The organism is Roseomonas genomospecies 6, from assembly GCF_008365375.1.
In the GTDB taxonomy this organism is placed as follows: domain Bacteria; phylum Pseudomonadota; class Alphaproteobacteria; order Azospirillales; family Azospirillaceae; genus Azospirillum.
In genome coordinates, this window is the sequence record NZ_QOKW01000004.1 from 86,266 (window position 1) to 105,433 (window position 19,168).

Consider the following 19,168-nt stretch of genomic DNA (forward strand, 5'->3'; position numbering starts at 1 on the left):
GCAAGTCGGCCGGGGTCAGGCGATGGCCCGGCGGTTCGCCGCGGGGCGGCTGGCCGGACGCTCGACCTTGCGCACGGCCTTGCGCCCGGCCTTGTTGCTGTACATGAGGGAATCGGCGAGGCGGATCACCTCCTCCTCCCGGTCGTCCGCCCCATAGGGCTGAACCCCGTAGGAGAAGCGGACCGGCAGCTCTGCGTTGTTCCACTGGACGCTGTGCCGCCCCGCCGCCTCGGCGATCTGGCGGGCGCGGACAGCGCCGCAGGCCGCGTCCATGCCGGTCAGAAGCAGAGCGAACTCGTCCCCGCCCAGACGGGCCACCACGTCCTGCTCGCGCACCGTGCCGGCGAGCAGCCGCGCGACCTGCCGCAGATAGGCGTCGCCGGCCATGTGCCCGTGGGTGTCGTTGATGCGTTTGAAGCCGTCCAGATCGATGATGACCAGCACGCCGCCGCTGTGGCCGCCGCCGCTGTGGCCGCTGTGGCCGTCGCCGCCGTGCCGTCGCGCGGCGGCCAGTTCCCGCCGGAAATGGCCGTAGAAGCCGCGGCGGTTCAGCAGGCCGGTCAGTTCGTCCGTCGTGGTCAGGCTTTCCAGATAGGCGATGCGCTCCCGCTGCTCCGCGATGGTGGCGCGGGCCTCGGCCAGTTGGCTTTCCAAAACCGGAGCCTCCGCCGCAGAATGGACCACGCGAGCGCCGCGCAGCGGGGTGACCCGCGCCAGCCGGTCGTGGCTTCCCCAGTCGAAAGGCAATCCGTCGTGGCGGTCGGCGGCGATGGCTTCCAGGTCCTGGGCGGTCACGATGGCGTTCATGGGTTCTCTCCGCATGATCGGCACTAGCTCGCCCATCGAATTTGCATTCTTTGTGCCAACTATGGATTCTCGGCAACACCCGCCTTTCCATCCGGCAGTTTCTGCCGCGCCGGGCCGCCGCCTGGGCAAAAACTTCCCAAGCGCGACTCAATGCGGAAAATTTTATCTACTTTTATTTTAAATGCGTTTTTGATTGGTTTTCACGTCACGCCACGCGGTCCGGCGGCTCCGCTCCGGCGAAGAAGGCGTCCAGATTGTCCAGCGCCTTGAAGCCCATGGCGTTGCGCGTCTCCACCGTGGCGCTTCCCAGATGCGGCAGCAGGAATGCGTTCTCCAGGCTGCGGTAGCCGGCGTGCAGGTTCGGTTCGTTCTCGAACACGTCCAGCCCCGCGGCGGCAAGCCGTCCGGAGGCCAGCGCGGCGATCAGCGCCTCGTCGTCCACCACGGAGCCGCGGGCGGTGTTCACCACGATGGCGCCCGGCGGCAGGCGCTCGATCCGCTCCGCGTTCAGCCAATGGGTGGTGTCCGGAGTCGCCGGGAAATGCAGCGACAGCACGTCGCAAACCGCCAGCATCGCTTCGGGATCGGCGTGGTAGATGGCCCCGGCCTCCTGGTCCGGCGGCAGGCGGCGCCGGTTGGAATAGTGGATGGCCATGCCGAAGGCCCGCGCCCGCCGGGCCACCGCCTGCCCGATTCGGCCCATCCCGACGATGCCCAGCCGTTTTCCGCCCAGATGGGTGCCGAGAAGCTGGGTCGGCGTCCATCCGGTCCAGGCCCCCGCCCGGATCATCCGCTCGCCCTCCGACGCGCGCCGCGCCGCGCCCAGCATCAGCAGCAGGGCGATGTCGGCGGTCGCGTCGGTCAGCACGTCCGGGGTGTTGGTGACGATCAGCCCGCGCGCCTTGGCCGCGTTCAGGTCGATGTGGTCGGTGCCGACGGAGAAGGTGGCGACGATCCGCACGCCCTCGGGCAGGGCCGCGACGGCCTCCGCGTCCAGCCGGTCTCCGGCGGTGCAGAGGATGCCCTCGGCGCCGCTCTCCCGCGCCAGGGCGGCGATGTCGGCGCCGGACGGCGCGCGGTCCTGCGGGTTCAGCCGGGCGTCGAAATCCCGCGCGGCGCGGGCCTCCACCGCGTCGGGCAGGCGCCGGGTCACCAGGAGGACGGGCCGTGATGCAGGGGAGTCGCTGCGCATGAATCTGTCCTCAGCCTTCCGTTTATTCCGGGGGTCGGGCCTTCCGCTCCGACACCGAAACACCCATAATCCATCCGACGCTGCCAATCACCTGTGGATGTCGCTTTGCAGAACCGCCGCTCCGCCGCCCGCCTCGCCCTTTGCGCGACCTTCGGCGCGTTCCTGGTGTCCCTGACCGCCCTTCCCGCCGCCGGCCCGGTCCAGGCGGCGCCCGCCAACGCGGCCGGCGCGGCAGTTGGAGCGGCCGCCGGTGCCGCGGCGAACATCCTGCCCCACCGCGCCGTCTACAAGATGTCGCTGCTGTCCGCGCGCAACAGCTCCAAGGTCAGCGACGTGCGGGGCCGCATGCTGTTCGAATGGGCCGACGCCTGCGACGGCTGGACGACGGAGCAGCGCTTCCAGCTCCGCTTCGTCTATGCCGAAGGCGACGAGATGGCGATGACCACCAACTACACGACGTGGGAGGCCAAGGACGGGCGGCGCTACCGCTTCAACGTCCGCAAGCTGATCAACGGGGAAGAGGACGAGGAGGTGCGCGGCGACGCCCGGCTGGCCAAGGATGGGACCGGGACCGCCGCCTTCACCAAGCCGGAACCCCAGGACATGGAATTGCCCCCCAACACCATGTTCCCCACGGCGCACACGCTGGCGGTGCTCGACCATGCCAGCGCCGGCGACACCTTCTTCAACCGGATCGTCTTCGACGGCGCCGATGCCGAGGGTGCGACGGAAGTCTCCACGGTGATCGGCGCGGCGATCCAGACGAAGGAAGACAGCACCGAACCGCTGCTGAAGGGTAAGACGGCGTGGCCGGTGCGCATGGCCTTCTTCCCGCTGAAGAGCGATTCCGCCCAGCCGGAGTACGAGATGAGCCTGCGCCTGCTGCAGAACGGCGTCGCCGAGTCCATGCAGATCGACTATGGCGATTTCACCGTGAACGCCATCCTGGAGAAGGTGGAGCCGCTTCCCAAGTCGGGTTGCTGACCGTTGACGGCTCAAGCCGCGTCCCATGGCGCGGTTCGTTACAATTCGATTTACCATATTTTGAGGAAGCTGGCCTAAGCTGTGCATGGTGCGCCCGCGCCCCGTCGGATTCGTGGCGCGCACCGGCATCAGGATGAGGGTTTCTCTATGGCCAAGAAGCAGGTTTTGGTGGGACAGGTGTTCCAGACCGTCGGCGCGACCAACGGGCGGTCCTGGCGCGTGCGGGAGACCGTGACCCTGTTCGGCATCCCGCATGCCCGCGTGGTCAGCACGGAGGACGAAGGCGACGCGAAGACGCTGAGCTGCCTCGTTCTGGTCGACTCCAACTACTACCGCATGATCGAAGCGGCCCCGGCGGGCAGCGTCGCGGCCTGATACCGTACGGTCTCAAAAGGAAAGCCCCCCGGCCTCACGGACGGGGGGCTTTCCTTTTGGCCGCCCGCCCCTCCCCGCCGGAGCGGGAAGGGAGGGAAAAACCTTGACCGTCAGGTGGCGGCCTTCGGCGTCTCGGCGGCGACCTTCGGCTTCGGCAGGTCCAGCTTCAGGTGCAGCTCGCGCAGGCGCGTCTGGTCCACCGGGGCCGGGGCCTGCATCAGCAGGTCTTCGGCGCGCTGGTTCAGCGGGAAGGCGATGACCTCGCGGATGTTCGGCTCGTCGGCCAGCAGCATCACGATGCGGTCGATGCCCGGGGCCGAACCGCCGTGCGGCGGGGCGCCAAGCTTGAACGCGCTGAGCATGCCGCCGAAGCGGGCTTCCAGCTCCTCCGGCGGGTAGCCGGCGATCTCGAACGCCCTGTACATCACCTCCGGCAGATGGTTCCGGATGGCGCCCGAGGACAGCTCCACGCCGTTGCAGACGATGTCGTACTGGTACGCCTTGATGTCCAGCGGGTTCATCGTGTTCAGCGCCTCCAGGCCGCCCTGCGGCATGGAGAAGGGATTGTGGCTGAAGATGACCTTGTTGGTCTCCTCGTCCAGCTCGTACATCGGGAAGTCGACGATCCAGCAGAAGCGGAAGGCGTTCTTCTCGATCAGGTCCAGCTCCTCGCCGATCTTCGTGCGGGCGAAGCCGGCCAGCTTGGCCGCCGGGCCGGGCTGGTCGCAGACGAAGAAGACCGCGTCGCCGTCCTCCACACCCGCCGCCGTGCGCAGCTCCGCCTGGGCGGCCTCCGGCACGAACTTGGCGATCGGGCCCTTTCCGCCCGCCGCCTCGAAGATGATGTAGCCGAGGCCCGGAGCGCCGAGGCCACGCGCCCAGTCGTTCAGCTTGTCGAAGAAGCTGCGCGGCTTGTCGGACACCTTCGGGGCGCGGATGGCGCGGACCACGCCGCCCTTCTCCAGCGTCTGCTTGAAGGCGCGGAATTCCACGTCGTCGCGCTTGAAGACGGCGGTGACGTCGGTGATCTCCAGCGGGTTGCGCAGGTCCGGCTTGTCGTTGCCGTACTTCAGCATCGACTCCGCGAAGGAGATGCGGCGGAAGGGCGGCTTGTCGATGGCCGGCGGCGTCTCGCGGCGGAAACCGCCGAACTCGTCGAAGAGGCCGTGCAGCACCGGCTCGATGGCCTCGAACACGTCGTCCTGGGTGACGAAGGACATCTCGAAATCGAGCTGGTAGAACTCGCCCGGGCTGCGGTCGGCGCGGGCGTCCTCGTCGCGGAAGCAGGGGGCGATCTGGAAGTAGCGGTCGAAACCGGCGACCATCAGAAGCTGCTTGAACTGCTGCGGCGCCTGGGGCAGCGCGTAGAACTTGCCCGGATGGTTGCGGCTGGGCACCAGATAGTCGCGGGCCCCCTCCGGCGAGGAGGCGGTCAGGATCGGCGTCTGGAACTCGGTGAAGCCCTGATCGATCATGCGGCGGCGCGCCGACGCGATGACGCGCGAGCGCAGCAGGATGTTCTCGTGGATGCGCTCGCGGCGCAGGTCCAGGAAGCGGTAGCGCAGGCGCACGTCCTCGCCCGCGTCGGTGTCCTGGTTGACCTGCAGCGGGATCTGCTCCGCCTCGCCCTGCACCGTCAGCTCGGCGATCTGCACCTCGACGCGGCCGGTCGGCAGGCGGTCGTTGATGGTCTCCGCCGTGCGCTTCACCACCTTGCCGGTCACGGTGATGACCGATTCCAGCTTCAGCCGCTCCGCGGCCTGGAAGGCCGGGTTGGAGGTGTCGACCACGCACTGCGTCAGGCCGTAATGGTCGCGCAGGTCGATGAACAGAAGCTGTCCATGGTCGCGCTTGCGGTTGATCCAGCCCGACAGGCGGACAATCTGACCGGCGTTCTCTTCGCGAAGCTGGCCGCAGGTGTGCGTGCGGTAGGGGTGCATGGGTCGAAACACCTTGGAAAAGGTCGGAATCCTGCGCGGAAAGGCGGCCCGACACACCACACCGACAGCGCCGGAAAGTCAAGTCGCCATCCGCGTCCGATGCACGCCGGGAGACTTGCCGAAGGGCGAGCTTTCGCGCGGACGCGCGCTCGTGTATGAAGCCCGCATGACACTCATCACCACCACCGAAGACCTCGACGCCTTCTGCCGCTCGCTGGCCGGGGCGGACTACATCACCGTCGATACCGAATTCCTGCGCGAGAAGACCTACTGGCCGCAGCTCTGCCTGGTGCAGATCGGCGGGCCGAACGGCGCCGTCGCCATCGACCCGCTGGCCGAGGGCATCGATCTGGCGCCGCTGTTCCGCGTGATGGTGGACCCGGCGATCCTGAAGGTGTTCCACGCCGCCCGGCAGGACGTGGAGATCTTCTGGCATCTGTCCGGCCAGATCCCCCACCCGCTGTTCGACACCCAGGTCGCGGCGATGGTCTGCGGTTTCGGCGACAGCGTGGGGTACGAGACGCTGGTCACCAAGCTGGCCGGGGCGCGCATCGACAAGTCCAGCCGCTTCACCGACTGGTCGCACCGCCCGCTGACCGAGCGGCAGTTGACCTACGCCCTGTCCGACGTGATCCATCTGCGCCCGGCCTACGAGAAGCTGAAGCGCCGCCTCGTCCGCTCCGGCCGCGCCCATTGGCTGGAGGAGGAGATGGCCGTCCTGACCGATCCGGCCACCTATCAGGTGGACCCGGACAGCTCCTGGCTGCGGTTGAAGGTGCGGACCAACAAGCCGCGCTTCATGGCGGTCCTTCGGGAACTGGCGGCGTGGCGGGAGCGCGAGGCGCAGCGCCGCGACCTGCCCCGCTCCCGCGTGCTGCGGGACGAGGCGCTGCTGGAGATCGCCGCCCACGCCCCGACCAGCGTGGACGACCTCGCCCGCACGCGCGGCATGGGCCGCGGCTTCGCGGAGGGGCGGCAGGGCGCCGACGTTCTGGCCTGTGTCCAGAAGGGCCTGGACCTGCCGGAGTCCGAACTGCCGCGCGTCGAACCGCGCGAGGAACCTCCGCCCGGCCTTCAACCGATCGTTGAGCTTCTCCGCGTTCTCCTGAAGATGAAGTGCGAAGAGAACAACGTCGCGTCCAAGCTGGTCGCCTCCGCCGCCGATCTGGAGGCCATCGCCGCCGACGACGAGGCCCAGGTGCCGGCCATGCACGGCTGGCGCCGGGAGTTGTTCGGGGAGGACGCGCTGGCCCTGAAGCACGGGCGCATCGGTCTGGCGGTGCTCGACCGCCGCGTCCGCATCGTGCCGGCTGGAAATGGAGAGGGGCCGTAAAAGGCCCCGTCCAGAATCATTCCAGAATGCGGCAAGAATCGGTCCGGCACCATGACAGCTTCGGTCGGTTTCGTGACGTTTAGCCAAAATTACGAGACAATTCATCGCAATTAACAGCGCTTTAAGGCATTGTTAAAAAAGGTCGGTGCTAATAAGTCACGGGCTCCGTACCCATGCCGTGTATCGGTGCGGCATGGTTCGCGGATGGAATTCTCGCCTATAAGGTGCGCACACGCCCAATGCGCACACCCGGGGGATTTCTTGTATGAGCAGGTTCGGCGGCAAACCACCCATGGGACGCGACCGTGTCCGCCTCTCCACGACGGAGAAGCAGGCCGCCGTTGCCGCCGCGAAGGACCAGAAGCCGGAATTCGACAACGACAAGCTGCTGAATCTCCTCCGCTCCGCGAAGTCCGAATTGCAGGGCATGCGGCTGATCCACATGCATCTGTCGCTGTTGCGGGACAAGGACCCGTCCAGCCAGATGATCGTCCGCACGATCATCCAGGAACTGGCGAACAAGGCCTCCTATCTTCAGTCCTTCAACATCTCCAACGGCGACGTGATCATCCTCTACAAGGGGCTGAAGCTGACCGGCGTCACCGACGTCTGCCAGAAGGTGGAGCAGATCTTCCTGGCGAAGACCACGCTGACCGGGCCGAACCCGTACAAGGAATATTCGCTCTATTCGATCATGGAACTGGCGTTGAACTTCATCAACGTCATCCGCTTCATCGAGGAATTGCAGGCCAACGAGACCGGCGACCATTCCACCGAGACGAAGCCGCCGATCACGCTGGAGGAGATGGCGAAGCTCGAACGCTCCATGCAGATGTTCGACCTGTCGCCCTTCCTGTTCAACCAAGCCATCGCCAACATCGGCCGCAACGCCGAAGAGGACATGGCCTATTTCGAACTCTACATCTCCATCAAGCTTCTTCAGGAACGGCTCTGCCCGGATTACGACATCACGGCCAACAAATGGCTGTTCAACTATTTCACGGCGAATCTCGACCAGTCCGTCCTGCGCGCGCTGAACCACGGGCTCAGCTTCATGCGGGGCCGGCGCATCGGCATCAACATCAACCTGTCCACGGTCATCTCCACCGGTTTCGTGAAGTTCGACGAGCGGCTTCCCGTCGATTTCCGCGGGCAGGTGGTGCTTGAGATCTCCAAGGGCGACCTGATCGAGAACCTGTCGCTGTTCAACGAGGTGGTGGAGTTCGCCCAGGACCGCCGTTACCAGATCGCGGTGGACGGGCTGAACCCCTTCTGGGTGACGAATTTCGATCTGGAGTATCTGAACGCCGACTACGCGAAGATCTTCTGGTCCAACGACATGCTGGAGATGGACCCGACCTTCGAGAAGTATTTCATGGAGCGCATCCGCGAACAGGACCGCTGCAAGTTCATCCTGGCGCGCTGCGACAGCGTGTCGAGTCTCGTCTACGCCCACAAGGTCGGCATCACGATGGTGCAGGGCCGCGCCGTGGACAACATCCTGCGCAAGGGCGTGAGCGTCCGCGAAGCCATTGCCCACGCCAAGGTGGCGTAATGTCGACACCCTCTCCCGCCCCGGGAGAGGGTGCCTGCGAAGCAGGCGGGTGAGGGTCGTGCGAGGATCAAGACACTTATCCTTGGGGGCACCCTCACCCTCCCACCGCTTTGCGGCGGGTCCCTCCCTCTCCCGGGGCGGGAGAGGGTTAAAAAAACCTCACTCCGCCGCCTGGGGCCGGGCCGGGGGCACGATCTCGCCCTTGCGGTTCAGCGCCTTCGCCAGCGCGTCCAGGCGCCGCTGCACCGTTTCCCCGGCGGGGACGCTGAAATCGTCCGGCAGAGTCAGCACCAGCCGCTCCCCCGACACCTTGAGCGCCGTGCGCTGAAGCAGGGCGGTGGCCCCGCCGGTCAGCGTGTGGGCCAACCGCAGGGCCAGCCCCAGAACCAGCGCCTTGCGCGCCTGGGCGTCGCTCAGCAACGCCCGCGGCCCCGAGGTCACCGCGTTGGGGGTGGACGGGCCGTCGATGGAGCCGGCGTAGCGCGCGTAGACGGCCAGCGCCAGAAAGGCCCGCTCGTCATGGTCGATGCCGGGGAAGGGGTAGCGCAGGATGCGCAGGCAGGCGTGCTCCGCCCGGTAATCGGGATGCTCCGCCCAGCCCACGTCGCTCAGCAGGCAGGACGCCTGCCGCAGCCGAAGCGCCGCGTCGTCCTCCCCCGCGAAGAGGTTGCCGGTCCAGGACACCAGAAGGGCCGGGTCGCCGATGCGGACGAAGCGTTGCGCCCAATCCTCCGCCGCAGCGATCAGCGGGTCCTGCCGCTGCGTCTCCGGGTCGAGAAGCGCGTGGAGATGCCCTTCCCTCAGGCCGAACGCGGAAAACACCACGTCGGAGGGCTGGACCATCCGCAGCAGCCGTTCGAAGACCAGCGCCGCGTAGGGCAGCGTGTCGACCCGGCGCCGCGATCCGGACATCTTCTCCAGCGAGGAACGGCTCTGCTTGGCGATCAGCGCCGCGAAATCCCGCGCCTCGGCGAAGGGAACCGTGTAGTGGTGAATGATGTGCAGCGGGTGCTTCACATGCTCCATGTGCAGCTTGGCCAAGGCCCGCCAGCCGCCGCCCACGGGGTAGAAGGGCTTGCCGCGGAGTTGCGCCAGCCAGTCCAGCTTCTCCAGATGCTGGTCGATGGCGCGGACCAGCCCGTTCGGCTTGGCGGGATTCAGCTCCATCAGGCGCAGCGGCCCCAGCGGCATCGTCAGATGCTCGCCAATCACGCCGCGCTCCAGCCGCACCAGTTCCAGGCTGCCGCCGCCCAGGTCGCCGACCAGCCCGTCGGCGGCGGGGGTGCCGGACAGCACGCCCATGGCCGACAGCCGCGCTTCCTCCTCGCCGCTGATGACGCCGACCTCCAGGCCGGTGCGGTCCTTCACCCGCTGGACGAAGGCCGCGCCGTCGGCCGCGTCGCGCACCGCCGCCGTGGCGATCACATCCAGCCGCCCGACGCGCATGCCCGCGGCGAGAAGGGCGAACCGCTCCAGCGCCTCCAGGCCCTGGATCACCCCGTCCGGATTCAGGCGGCCGGTCTTCTCCACCCCGCGGCCCAGCCCGCAGAGGACCTTTTCATTGAAGACCGGCAAGGGCGACCGCTTCAGCGCGTCATAGACCACGAGCCGTATCGAGTTGGACCCGATGTCGATGACGGCGATCCGCTCGCCCTTATCGACCGTGGCGGCCCTGTGTTCCTGCGCCGACGTCATGAGCAACCGATATCCTCAATCAAATGACCGTACGGAGCTTCAACCGCGGAGGCGTCTTTTTGCTGCTCAGCGCGCTGCCGCGTCCCGACAGGCTGGGGTTCGTCATGAAATAGTTATGGGCGCTGAACGCGTCCGGCCCAGCCTCGATTCGATGATAAACACCGTCCGGGCCGAGTTTCCAGGTGTTCGCCTCGTCCTTCAGGTTCGCGACCATGATCTGGTCCAGCACCTGCTCGTGCACCGTCGGGTTCTCGATGGGCACCAGCGTCTCGATGCGGCGGTCCAGGTTGCGTGTCATCCAATCGGCGGAAGAGATGTAGACTTTGGCCTGCGGGCTGGGAAGCGCATGGCCGTTGGCGAAGCAGATGACGCGCCCGTGCTCCAGGAAGCGACCGACGATGCTGCGCACCCGGATGTTCTCCGACAGCCCCTTCACGCCGGGACGCAGGCAGCAGATGCCGCGGATCACCATGTCGATCTGCACGCCCTTCTGGGACGCCTTGTAGAGCTGGTCGATGATCTCCGAATCGACCAGCGAGTTCAGCTTCACCCAGATATGCGCCGGCTTGCCGGCGGCGGCGTTGGCGATCTCCGCGTTGATCAACTCGCCCAGCCGCTGGCGCAGCGTGATCGGGGCGATGGCGATCTTCTCCAGCATCTTCGGCGTGGCGTAGCCGGTCATGTAGTTGAACATCACCGCAGCGTCGTGGCAGAGCGCCGGATCGCAGGTGAAGAAGGACAGGTCGGTGTAGACCTTCGCCGTGATCGGGTGGTAGTTGCCCGTCCCGAAATGGACGTAGCTGCGCAGCGCCTTGTTCTCGCGCCGCACCACCAGCGACACCTTGGCGTGCGTCTTCAGGTCGACGAAGCCGTAGACCACCTGCGCGCCGGCGCGTTCCAGATCGCGCGCCCAGCGGATGTTGGCCTCCTCGTCGAAGCGGGCCTTCAGCTCGACCAGCGCGGTCACCGACTTGCCGGCCTCCGCCGCCTCGATCAGCGCGGCGACGATCGGGCTGTCCTTGCTGGTGCGGTAGAGCGTCTGCTTGATGGCGACCACCTGCGGGTCGCGCGCCGCCTGCCGGATGAACTGCACCACCACGTCGAAGCTCTCGTAGGGGTGGTGGACGACGATGTCCTTGTCGCGGATGGCCGCGAAGCAGTCGCCGCCGAAATCGCGGATGCGTTCGGGGAAGCGGGCGTTGAAGGGGCGGAAGACCAGATCGGGCCGCTCGTCCACGATGAGCTGGCGGGTGTCCGACAGGCCGATCAGTCCGTCCAGGACGAACACGTCGTCGTTCGACACGCGCAGCTCGTGGCGCAGGAATTCCCGCAGGTCGGCGGCCATGCCGGCGTCGGTGGCCAGCCGGATGACGCTGCCGCGGCGGCGGCGCTTCAGCGCGCTTTCGAAGGTGCGGACCAGATCCTCCGCCTCCTCCTCGATCTCCATCTCGCTGTCGCGCAACACGCGGAAGACACCATGAGCCTTCACCTGGAACGGCGGGAACAGCCGGTCGATGAACAGCATCACCAGCTTCTCCAACTGGATGAAGCGGATCTCCGACCCCGGCAGGCGGATGAAGCGGTCGAGCTGCGCCGGCAGCGGGACCAGCGCGTCGAGATGCCGCCCCTTCACCGGCTCGTGCAGTTGCAGCGCCAGCGAGAAGCCCAGGTTGGGCAGGAAGGGGAAGGGATGCGCCGGGTCCACCGCGATGGGCGTCAGGATGGGGAAGATGTCGTCGAGGAACTTGGCCTCCAGCCAATCCTTCTCCCCATCGGTCAGATCCTCCGCGCCGACCACCATGATGCCGGCCTCGCGCAGATCCTGCTTCAGGCTGCGCCACATGGTCTGCTGCGCGTTCATCAACTCGACGATGCGCTGGTTGACGGCGGCGAGCTGCTGGGCCGGGGTCAGGTTCTCGGCGCTGGGGGTCTTCACCCCCGCGGCCACCTGCCCCTTCAGGCCGGCGACGCGGACCATGTAGAATTCGTCGAGGTTGCTGGACGAAATCGACAGGAACCTCAGCCGCTCCAGAAGCGGGTGATTCGGGTTGGACGCCTCATCCAGGACGCGCTGGTTGAAGGCCAGCCACGACAGTTCGCGGTTGATGAAGCGCTCCGGTGCGTCCGCTTCGATGCAGGTCGCTTCCAGGTCCTGAAGTTGGGTCACAGCAGCCTCGGGCTTTTGCGTGATGGGTGGCGCCGCTACAGTCCGGTTGGGCCGGACCGCCCGCCGCGGTCGGCGGGCCAGGCAACCTACCCCAACTGCGTTACGGTTTTGGGTCAGTCAGCATAATACCGCCGCCACGATAATACCGCTGCGAAAACAGTCGCACCCCCCAGCGGATCACGCAGGGACCGCGATCCCGCCAGGAAGGAACATGCAACGATGAAAACCCTGTATCTCATGCGCCACGGCAAGTCCGCGTGGGACGATCCTTCCCTGGACGATCACGACCGCCCGCTGGTGCCGCGGGGAAAAAAGGCGGCCCGGCTGGTCGGCCACCATCTGAAGGAGCGCGGGGCGCGCATCGGGCTGGTCCTGTGCTCCACCGCGGTGCGCGCGGCGGACACCGCCGACCGCCTGCTGGAGGTGATGGACGCGCCGGACATCCCGGTGGAGCGCGAGCGCGGTCTCTACCTGTGCGGGGCGCGCGTTCTTCTGGAGCGGCTGCGCGACGCGCCCGACTCCGTCTCCTCCCTGATGCTGGTCGCCCACAACCCGGACCTTCACGACCTCGCCCGCGAGCTGACCGGCAGCGGCGAGGCGCGGCACCGGCAAGCGCTGGCGGAGAAGTTCCCGACCGGCGCCTGCGCCGTTCTTCTGTTCGAATGCACCCGCTGGGCCGATCTGGACAGCGGGGCGGGACGGCTGGCCGATTTCATCCTGCCGCGCAATCTCTCTTAACGCCCTTATCCGCATGGGGTATTTCAACCCCGAACCGGGCAGGCCCGGAACAGAGCAGGAGCCGCCCCCGTGTCTTCCGCCCCCCAGAATGCAGCCTCCCCGGGCGCCTCCGCCGCGGTGTCCGCCGTGCGCGAGGTGGAGATGAAGCTCCTTCTCGACCCGCGCGACCTTGCCCGCGTCCCGGACCTGCCGGCCCTGAAGGCGGCGGCGGAGGGCGCTCCGGCGGTCCGCCGCCTGCGCACCGTCTATTACGACACGCCCGACCGGCGGCTGTTCGCCGGGGGTGTGGCCCTGCGGGTGCGGCAGGACGGCGACCGTTTCGTGCAGACCCTGAAGACCATCAACGCCGCGTCCCCCGGCGATTCGGCGGCGGTCGTCATCCGCAAGGAGTGGGATTGGGCCATCCCCACGGCCTCCCCGGACATGGCCCCGCTCGACTCGGAGGGCGTGGCCGCCCTGGTGCCGGAGGAAGCCCGCAAGGCCCTGGTGCCGCTCTTCACGACGGAGTTCCGGCGCACCACCCTGCTCGTCCGCCCGGATGCCCTGACCTCCATCGAGGTGGCGGTGGACGAGGGGCGGATCATCGCCGGCACCGCCTGCGCCCTCATCAGCGAGGTGGAGCTGGAGTTGAAGTCGGGCCGCGTCGGGCGCCTGTTCGACCTTGCCCTGACGCTTCAGCGCAGCGTGCCGGTGCGGATCGGGACGGAGAGCAAGGCGGAGGTGGGCTACCGCCTCGTCACCGGGCGCCTGCCCGCGCCTGCCCTGCCGGAACCCCTGGGCCTGTCGCCCGTCACCACGGTGGCCGAGGCGTACCGCCACATCGTCCGCCACGGGCTGCGCCTGCTGCTCGCCAACGAAGCCTGCGCGCTGGCCGGGGGCGACGTGGAGGGGCTGCACCAGATGCGGGTCGCGCTGCGCCGGCTGCGCACCGCCATCCGCCTGTTCCGCCCCCTGACCGGGCAGCCGGACGCCTGCCGCGCCGGCAACGGCATCCGCTGGTTCTCCCGCCAGCTCGGCCCGGCGCGGGATTGGGACGTGCTGCTGTGGCACGGGATCGAGCCCTTCGCGGCGACGGCCAAGGCCCCCGCCGACACGCTGGCGGCGCTGGCCGCCGCGGTGCGGGAGGCCCGGCGGGCGCCCGCCGAAGCCGCGGTGGAGGCGATCCAGTCGCCGCGCTGCGCCGGGCTGATCCTTGCGCTCGGCTCCTGGCTGGAGGAAGGGGCGTGGCAGTCGGGTGCGGCGGCGGAGATCCGCGCCCAGCTCGACCGCCCGATGGCCGAGCTGTCCGGCCCTTGGCTCGCCGCCCAGCACGCCAAGGCGTTGAAGGCGGGGGCTCTGAAGGCGGGCCGCGGCCTGGACGGCGCCGACGCCGCGACACGCGACCGGCTGCGCCGTCGGCTGCGCAAGCTGCGCCACACGGTGGAGTTCTTCCGCGGACTCTACGCTGAAACCGCAACGGTGCCCTTCATCGCCGCCCTCGACGCCCTGCTGGGCGCGCTCGACGCCGAACACGACGCCGCGGTGGCCCGTGACCTTCTGCGCGGCCTTTCGGCGGACCAGCCGGAACACCGGCCCGCCGCCGACGCCACCGCCCGCTGGCTCGCCAAGCAGGCCGACAAGCGCCGCAAGGCGCTGCCGGGATTGTGGAAGACGTTCCGGGAGGGGGCGGTGTTCTGGTGAGGGCCTTGCCCCCTCCCTAACCCTCCCCCGCTGCGCAGGGGAGGGCCGGGGAGGGGGCAAGGAACCTCTACGAACCCGCCCTACAGCGTCCCCGCGTAGGCACCGCCGTCCAGCAGGACGTTCTGCCCGGTCATGAAACCCGCATGGGCGGAGCAGAGGAAGGCGCAGGCCGCGCCGAATTCCGCCGGGTCGCCGAATCGGCCCGAGGGGTTGTCGGCGCGGCGGGCGGCCATTTCCTCGTCCAGGCTGCGGTTGTTGGCCTTGGCCCCGCCTTCCATCGTGGCGCGCAGGCGGTCGGTCTCGAAGGGGCCGGGCAGCAGGTTGTTGATCGTCACGTTGTGGCGCACGGTCTGGCGCGACAGGCCGGCGACGAAGCCGGTCAGCCCCGCCCGCGCCCCGTTGGACAGGCCGAGGATGGGAATCGGCGCCTTCACCGCCGCCGAGGTGATGTTGACGACGCGCCCGAAACGGCGCCCGATCATGCCGTCCACCGTCGCCTTGATGAGGAAGATCGGGGCCAGCATGTTGGCCTCCACGGCGCGGAGCCAGTCGTCGCGCTCCCAGTCGCGGAAGTCGCCCGGCGGCGGACCGCCCGCGTTGTTGACCAGGATGTCCGGCTCCGGGCAGGCCTTCAGCACCGCGGCGCGCCCCTCCTCCGTCGCGATGTCGCCGACGGCGGTGATCACGGTGGCGCCGGTCTCCTTGCGGATCTCCTCCGCGGTGGCTTCCAGCCGGTCGCGGCCCCGCGCGGTGATGACGACCTCCACCCCCTCGCGCGCCAGCGCCAGGGCGCAGGCCTTACCCAGCCCCTTGCTGGCTGCGCACACGATGGCGCGGCGTCCGGCGATTCCCAGATCCATCCTCGTCTCCTCCCTTTCCGGCCTCCAGTCCGGCCAGCACCTCGCGGGCCAGCGGCACGGTCAGGGGACGGTGCGCGGCGAGCGACGCGCGGTCAAGGGCCGCGACCACCCGCCCCGCCGCCTCCAGCGACCGTTCCATCCGGGTCAGCAGGTAGGTGATGAGGTCCATGCCGGGCCGCAACTGGCGGTCGGCGAACAGCTTGACGAGGACCGCCGCGAGCAGCGCGTCGTCCGGCGCCTCCACCCCCACCGCGGGTGCCGCCTTGATGCGGGAGCGCAGGTCGGCCAGCTTCATCCGCCAGCGCGACGGCGGGCGGCGGGACAGCAGCAGAAGATGCCCACCCGAGTCGCGCGCGAGGTTGTAGAGGTGGAACAGCGCCTCCTCCCGCGCCGGACGGCCGGCCACTCGATCCGCGTCCTCCACCACCACGGCGTTGGCGCGGGCCAGCAGGGCGGGCAGATCGGCCTCGTCCAGCGCCTCCCCCATGGCGATCGGGGCATGGCTGCGCGCCCGCCAGACATGGCCCAGATGGGTCTTGCCGCAGCCGTCCGGCCCGTACAGCGTCAGGGCCGGCGCGGGCCAGGACGGCCAGCGGTCGAGCCACGCCACCGCCTCCGCGTTGCTGGGCGCGACGAGGAAATCCTCGCAGCCCATGGCGGCGCGGTGTCCGAGGTCGAGCGGTATCTGGGCCGCAAGGGTCATGAGGCGGGCGTCATGAGGAGGGGGTACCGCGATAGTAGGGGCTCTCAAGATAGCGCCCCAACGCGAAGCGTGTCAGCACCCCGATCACCGCCGCCACCGGAACGGCCAGCAGAACCCCGACGAAGCCGAACAGCGACCCGCCCGCCAGCAGGGCGAAGATCACCCAGACGGCGTGCAGCCCGACCTTCTCGCCGACCAGCTTCGGCGTCAGGACATTGCCCTCCACCGCCTGCCCGAACAGGAAGATCGCGACGACGATGGCAACCCGCCACGGATCGCCGAACTGCAGCAGGGCCAGCCCCGTGCTCGACACGAATCCGAACAGCGAGCCGACATAGGGGATGAAGGACAGCAGCCCCGCCATCAGCCCGATCACCAGACCGAAGTCCAGCCCGGCCGCTGACAGCGCCACCGCGTAGAACACCCCCAGCACGACGCAGACGAGCGCCTGCCCGCGGACGAATCCGGCCAGCGTCTCGTCCACCTCCCGCGCCTGCTCCCGGATGGTCGCGGCGTGGTGCAGCGGCAGCCAGCCGTTCACCTTGGCGACCAGGATGTCCCAGTCGCGCATCAGGTAGAAGGCCACGATGGGCGTGATGAACATCACCGAAAGCACGTCGAACAGCGCCAGCCCGCCGGACAGAATGTGCCTCAGCACCTGCCCGACCCAGCCGACCACATCCCCGGCGTAGTTGCCGGCGGCGCTGCGCAGCCGCTCCACATCCTCCGGCGACAGGCGGTGCACCAGCCGGTCCAGCATCGGCAGCACGCGCTCCCGCGCCGCGGTGGCGTAGTTGGGAAGCACCTCGATCAAATGGGCCACCTGCGCCTGGACCAGCGGCAGCAGCAGCAGGACCAGAAGGACCAGCACTAGCACGAAGGACAGCAGCACCAGGGTCGTCGCCAGCCAGCGCGGCAGGCGCCAGCGCTCCAGCCGGTCCACCACCGGGTCCAGCAGATAGGCGACCGCCAGCCCCACCACGAAGGGCAGAAGCATGCCGGACAGCAGCCACAGGATCAGGACGAACAGGCCCAGGCCGATCAGCCAGAACCGGACCTGCTTGGCCGCCGTCACGGGACCCCTCCATGCCGGTTGAACAGCAGCCCGCCGCGGTAGACGTAGGCCAGCCCCGACAGCACCGTCGTCGCGGCGCAGACCCAGATGAGCAGCGGCACCAGTTCCATTCCGAACAGGTGGAAGTCCGGCAGCCCCAGCCCCGCCGGGGCCAGCACCGCCGCAGCGAGGGCGAGCTGCACCGCGGTGTTGATCTTGCTGATGTAGAGCGGCTGCATCGCCAGCGACTCCTTCAGCGTGTAGAGCAGCATCACCCCGCCGACGATCATCAGGTCGCGGAACACCACCAGGATGACCAGCCACAGCGGCAGCGCGCCGATGTGGCCCAGCGAGACGTAGACGCTGACCAGCAGCGCCTTGTCGGCGATCGGGTCCAGATAGGCGCCCAGCACGGTGCGGGCGCGGAACATGCGGGCCACGGCGCCGTCCACCGCGTCCGACACGCCCGCCCCGACGAACAGCCAGAAGGCGACCCCCAGCTCCCCGGCCAGGATGAAATAGACGGCCACCGGCACAACCAGGATGCGGCCGAAGGTGATGATGTTCGGAATGCTCACCGATGCCCCTTTATCCTTGGCTCCCGCGCCCTAACGAACCCGATGGACCGCCCTTCGTCACGGGCGGCCCCTTCACGGACGAGCGGCACCGTTGGCCGGAAGCGTCCCCAAAATGCGCGGAGGAGCGCCCGGCGCCGCCTGCGGCGTGCCCGACGGAACCGGCGTCACGCCAGGATAGGTGGAGGGGGGATAAACGGCAGGAGGAACGGAAACCGGGGACAGGACCGCCGGGGAGGCCGCGGCAGGCTGCGCCTGCGCCGCACCGGCCCCGCGCGGCAGCACCTGAAGCTGCCATTCCGGAGCGGGCGTGACCGGCGGCACCGGCTGGCCCGGAATGGCCGGCGGAACCGGCGCGTTGACCGCTCCGGTGCGGGCGAGGCCCAGGTCGCGGCGGGCCAGCGCCTGGCGCAGCCGCTCCACGTCGCCGCGGTGGGTCAGCGCGACCAGCGCCTCGTAACGGCTGATCGACAGCACGTCGGTGCGGGTGACGGCGTTGACCATGCCCAGCCGCTTGCGCGTCTCCACCCAGTCGTTGAGGCTGCCCAGCGGCACGCGCACCAGCGTCGCCTGCTCCGGCCCGCTCGCCACCATGTTGTCGCGGCGGTAGGATTCGTCGATGGCGGCGGACACGAAGGTCGTCGCGCGGGTCAGGAAGTCGCCGGCGCGGTCGGCCATGTCGGCCTTCACGTTGACCGTCTGCTGGTCCCGCGCGCCGTCGGGGGTGTAGTGGGTCACCTCGACCGCCAGGGGACGGCCCAGATCCAGCCCGCCCGCCGGCATATCGGTCTTGGCGACCACCACGCCCCCCGCGTTGTAGCGCTGGGCGATGCGGGCGAGCGCCTCCGCATCGCCGGCCAGCGCCTCGTTCACGCCGATGGCGGAGATGTCGGCCAGTTCGCCGTCCGGCACGACCAGCGGCACCAGGGAGGCCCCGGTTTGCCGGCCCTCCCAGGCCTCGCGCCAGTCGGTGCGGTCCTCCCACAGGACCGGGCGCCCGTCCACGACGGTGACCGGCAGGATCACGTAGGGCCGGGCGGGCGGCTCCACATACTGATGACCGCCGCCGGCCAGCGCCTCGCGCACGGCGGCCGGGCGGAAGCGCACGGTGATGCTGCCCAGATAGCGGGTGGCCGACACCTTCTCGTCGTCGATCTCGAAGCCCTGGACCAGCCGGGCGAGTTCGATCTCCGACACCCGCGGCGCGGTGGTGGCGGAGGGGACGAGGCGCTTGTGAAGCTCCGCCCACGCCTTCACCTGCGCGTCGCGGATCGCCTGATCGCGGGCGGCGTTGGCGTTGGCGGCGCTGACGTCCACCTTCACGCCCGACACGGTGAAGGGGTCCGCCGCCGGAACCGCCGCCGGAACCGTTCCCGGACCCGCCGGGGCCGCCGCCGCGGGTGGGGCGGCGCCGGGCACCTGCGCTTTCACGGGGCCGGCCTGGACGGCCAGGGCCACGGTGATGGCGGCGAAGCCCGCAAACAGCGGCGCATGGCGGCGGTGGAGCATT

The 19,168-nt window shown here is 68.8% G+C and carries 16 protein-coding genes; 6 read left to right on the forward strand and 10 right to left on the reverse strand.

Going from position 1 to position 19,168, the window contains the following annotated elements; translation table 11 throughout:
- Positions 1-15: 15 nt before the first annotated feature.
- A complete protein-coding gene (locus tag DS843_RS07025; RefSeq protein WP_149468180.1) occupies positions 16-807 on the reverse strand; it encodes a GGDEF domain-containing protein in 792 nt (263 codons plus the stop codon).
- A gap of 205 nt (positions 808-1,012) precedes the next feature.
- Positions 1,013-1,999 (reverse strand): 2-hydroxyacid dehydrogenase, encoded by a 987-nt coding sequence (locus DS843_RS07030; protein WP_149468181.1) that lies wholly within the window; start codon positions 1,997-1,999, stop codon positions 1,013-1,015.
- A gap of 105 nt (positions 2,000-2,104) precedes the next feature.
- Here DS843_RS07030 and DS843_RS07035 point away from each other — a divergent pair, with 105 nt between their 5' ends.
- Positions 2,105-2,983, forward strand: a complete 879-nt coding sequence (locus DS843_RS07035; RefSeq protein WP_286191981.1) for a cell envelope integrity EipB family protein — start codon at positions 2,105-2,107, stop codon at positions 2,981-2,983.
- A gap of 147 nt (positions 2,984-3,130) precedes the next feature.
- On the forward strand, positions 3,131-3,358 hold the full coding sequence (locus tag DS843_RS07040) for a hypothetical protein (protein WP_149468183.1): 228 nt from the start codon (positions 3,131-3,133) through the stop codon (positions 3,356-3,358).
- Positions 3,359-3,468: 110 nt separating this feature from the next.
- On the opposite strand, the gene aspS is transcribed toward DS843_RS07040, so the two are convergent.
- A complete protein-coding gene (gene aspS, locus DS843_RS07045) occupies positions 3,469-5,298 on the reverse strand; it encodes an aspartate--tRNA ligase (protein WP_149468184.1) in 1,830 nt (609 codons plus the stop codon).
- A 166-nt stretch (positions 5,299-5,464) separates the two neighbouring features.
- On the opposite strand from aspS, the gene rnd reads away from it, so the two are divergent.
- Together rnd and DS843_RS07055 are read left to right on the forward strand one after the other, a co-directional pair.
- Positions 5,465-6,631 carry a ribonuclease D gene (gene rnd / locus DS843_RS07050; protein WP_149468185.1) on the forward strand — a complete coding sequence of 389 codons (1,167 nt, stop codon included), beginning with the start codon at positions 5,465-5,467 and terminating at the stop codon, positions 6,629-6,631.
- Positions 6,632-6,896: 265 nt separating this feature from the next.
- Entirely contained in the window at positions 6,897-8,186 is a 1,290-nt protein-coding gene (locus tag DS843_RS07055; RefSeq protein WP_167525219.1) for a hypothetical protein, read from the forward strand.
- Between the two features lie 159 nt (positions 8,187-8,345).
- Here DS843_RS07055 and DS843_RS07060 read toward each other — a convergent pair whose 3' ends face one another.
- The gene (locus tag DS843_RS07060) at positions 8,346-9,881 is read right to left on the reverse strand and encodes a Ppx/GppA family phosphatase (protein WP_149468186.1); all 1,536 of its coding nucleotides are present in this window, start codon (positions 9,879-9,881) and stop codon (positions 8,346-8,348) included.
- A gap of 19 nt (positions 9,882-9,900) precedes the next feature.
- A complete protein-coding gene (locus DS843_RS07065) occupies positions 9,901-12,129 on the reverse strand; it encodes an RNA degradosome polyphosphate kinase (RefSeq protein WP_475849059.1) in 2,229 nt (742 codons plus the stop codon).
- 138 nt (positions 12,130-12,267) lie between these two features.
- Here DS843_RS07065 and DS843_RS07070 point away from each other — a divergent pair, with 138 nt between their 5' ends.
- Together DS843_RS07070 and DS843_RS07075 are read left to right on the forward strand one after the other, a co-directional pair.
- On the forward strand, positions 12,268-12,786 hold the full coding sequence (locus DS843_RS07070) for a SixA phosphatase family protein (protein WP_149468188.1): 519 nt from the start codon (positions 12,268-12,270) through the stop codon (positions 12,784-12,786).
- Positions 12,787-12,855: 69 nt separating this feature from the next.
- On the forward strand, positions 12,856-14,466 hold the full coding sequence (locus DS843_RS07075; protein WP_149468189.1) for a CYTH and CHAD domain-containing protein: 1,611 nt from the start codon (positions 12,856-12,858) through the stop codon (positions 14,464-14,466).
- 80 nt (positions 14,467-14,546) lie between these two features.
- On the opposite strand, the gene DS843_RS07080 is transcribed toward DS843_RS07075, so the two are convergent.
- The 5 genes from DS843_RS07080 to DS843_RS07100 all read right to left on the reverse strand — a co-directional run bounded on the left by DS843_RS07080 (position 14,547) and on the right by DS843_RS07100 (position 19,167).
- Complete coding sequence (locus DS843_RS07080) at positions 14,547-15,326, reverse strand: SDR family oxidoreductase (RefSeq protein WP_149468190.1); 780 nt, start codon at positions 15,324-15,326, stop codon at positions 14,547-14,549.
- The gene (locus DS843_RS07085; RefSeq protein ID WP_286191982.1) at positions 15,265-16,029 is read right to left on the reverse strand and encodes an HdaA/DnaA family protein; all 765 of its coding nucleotides are present in this window, start codon (positions 16,027-16,029) and stop codon (positions 15,265-15,267) included. Before DS843_RS07085 ends, DS843_RS07080 begins: the two co-directional genes overlap by 62 nt.
- 10 nt (positions 16,030-16,039) lie before the next feature.
- Positions 16,040-17,104 carry an AI-2E family transporter gene (locus DS843_RS07090; protein WP_149468191.1) on the reverse strand — a complete coding sequence of 355 codons (1,065 nt, stop codon included), beginning with the start codon at positions 17,102-17,104 and terminating at the stop codon, positions 16,040-16,042.
- Positions 17,101-17,661: a CDP-alcohol phosphatidyltransferase family protein gene (locus DS843_RS07095; protein WP_149468192.1), complete on the reverse strand. Its 561-nt coding sequence runs from the start codon at positions 17,659-17,661 to the stop codon at positions 17,101-17,103. Before DS843_RS07095 ends, DS843_RS07090 begins: the two co-directional genes overlap by 4 nt.
- Positions 17,662-17,733: 72 nt before the next feature.
- On the reverse strand, positions 17,734-19,167 hold the full coding sequence (locus DS843_RS07100) for a DUF2066 domain-containing protein (RefSeq protein WP_149468193.1): 1,434 nt from the start codon (positions 19,165-19,167) through the stop codon (positions 17,734-17,736).
- Position 19,168 lies beyond the last annotated feature (1 nt).

Excerpts from the sequence above, each read along its gene's own strand:
- DS843_RS07025 (WP_149468180.1), bottom strand. The coding sequence starts at position 807 with ATGAACGCCATCGTGACCGCCCAGGACCTGGAAGCCATCGCCGCCGAC.
- DS843_RS07030 (WP_149468181.1), bottom strand. The coding sequence starts at position 1,999 with ATGCGCAGCGACTCCCCTGCATCACGGCCCGTCCTCCTGGTGACCCGG.
- DS843_RS07040 (WP_149468183.1), top strand. The coding sequence starts at position 3,131 with ATGGCCAAGAAGCAGGTTTTGGTGGGACAGGTGTTCCAGACCGTCGGC.
- aspS (WP_149468184.1), bottom strand. The coding sequence starts at position 5,298 with ATGCACCCCTACCGCACGCACACCTGCGGCCAGCTTCGCGAAGAGAAC.
- rnd (WP_149468185.1), top strand. The coding sequence starts at position 5,465 with ATGACACTCATCACCACCACCGAAGACCTCGACGCCTTCTGCCGCTCG.
- DS843_RS07055 (WP_167525219.1), top strand. The coding sequence starts at position 6,897 with ATGAGCAGGTTCGGCGGCAAACCACCCATGGGACGCGACCGTGTCCGC.
- DS843_RS07060 (WP_149468186.1), bottom strand. The coding sequence starts at position 9,881 with ATGACGTCGGCGCAGGAACACAGGGCCGCCACGGTCGATAAGGGCGAG.
- DS843_RS07070 (WP_149468188.1), top strand. The coding sequence starts at position 12,268 with ATGAAAACCCTGTATCTCATGCGCCACGGCAAGTCCGCGTGGGACGAT.
- DS843_RS07080 (WP_149468190.1), bottom strand. The coding sequence starts at position 15,326 with ATGGATCTGGGAATCGCCGGACGCCGCGCCATCGTGTGCGCAGCCAGC.
- DS843_RS07085 (WP_286191982.1), bottom strand. The coding sequence starts at position 16,029 with ATGACCCTTGCGGCCCAGATACCGCTCGACCTCGGACACCGCGCCGCC.
- DS843_RS07100 (WP_149468193.1), bottom strand. The coding sequence starts at position 19,167 with ATGCTCCACCGCCGCCATGCGCCGCTGTTTGCGGGCTTCGCCGCCATC.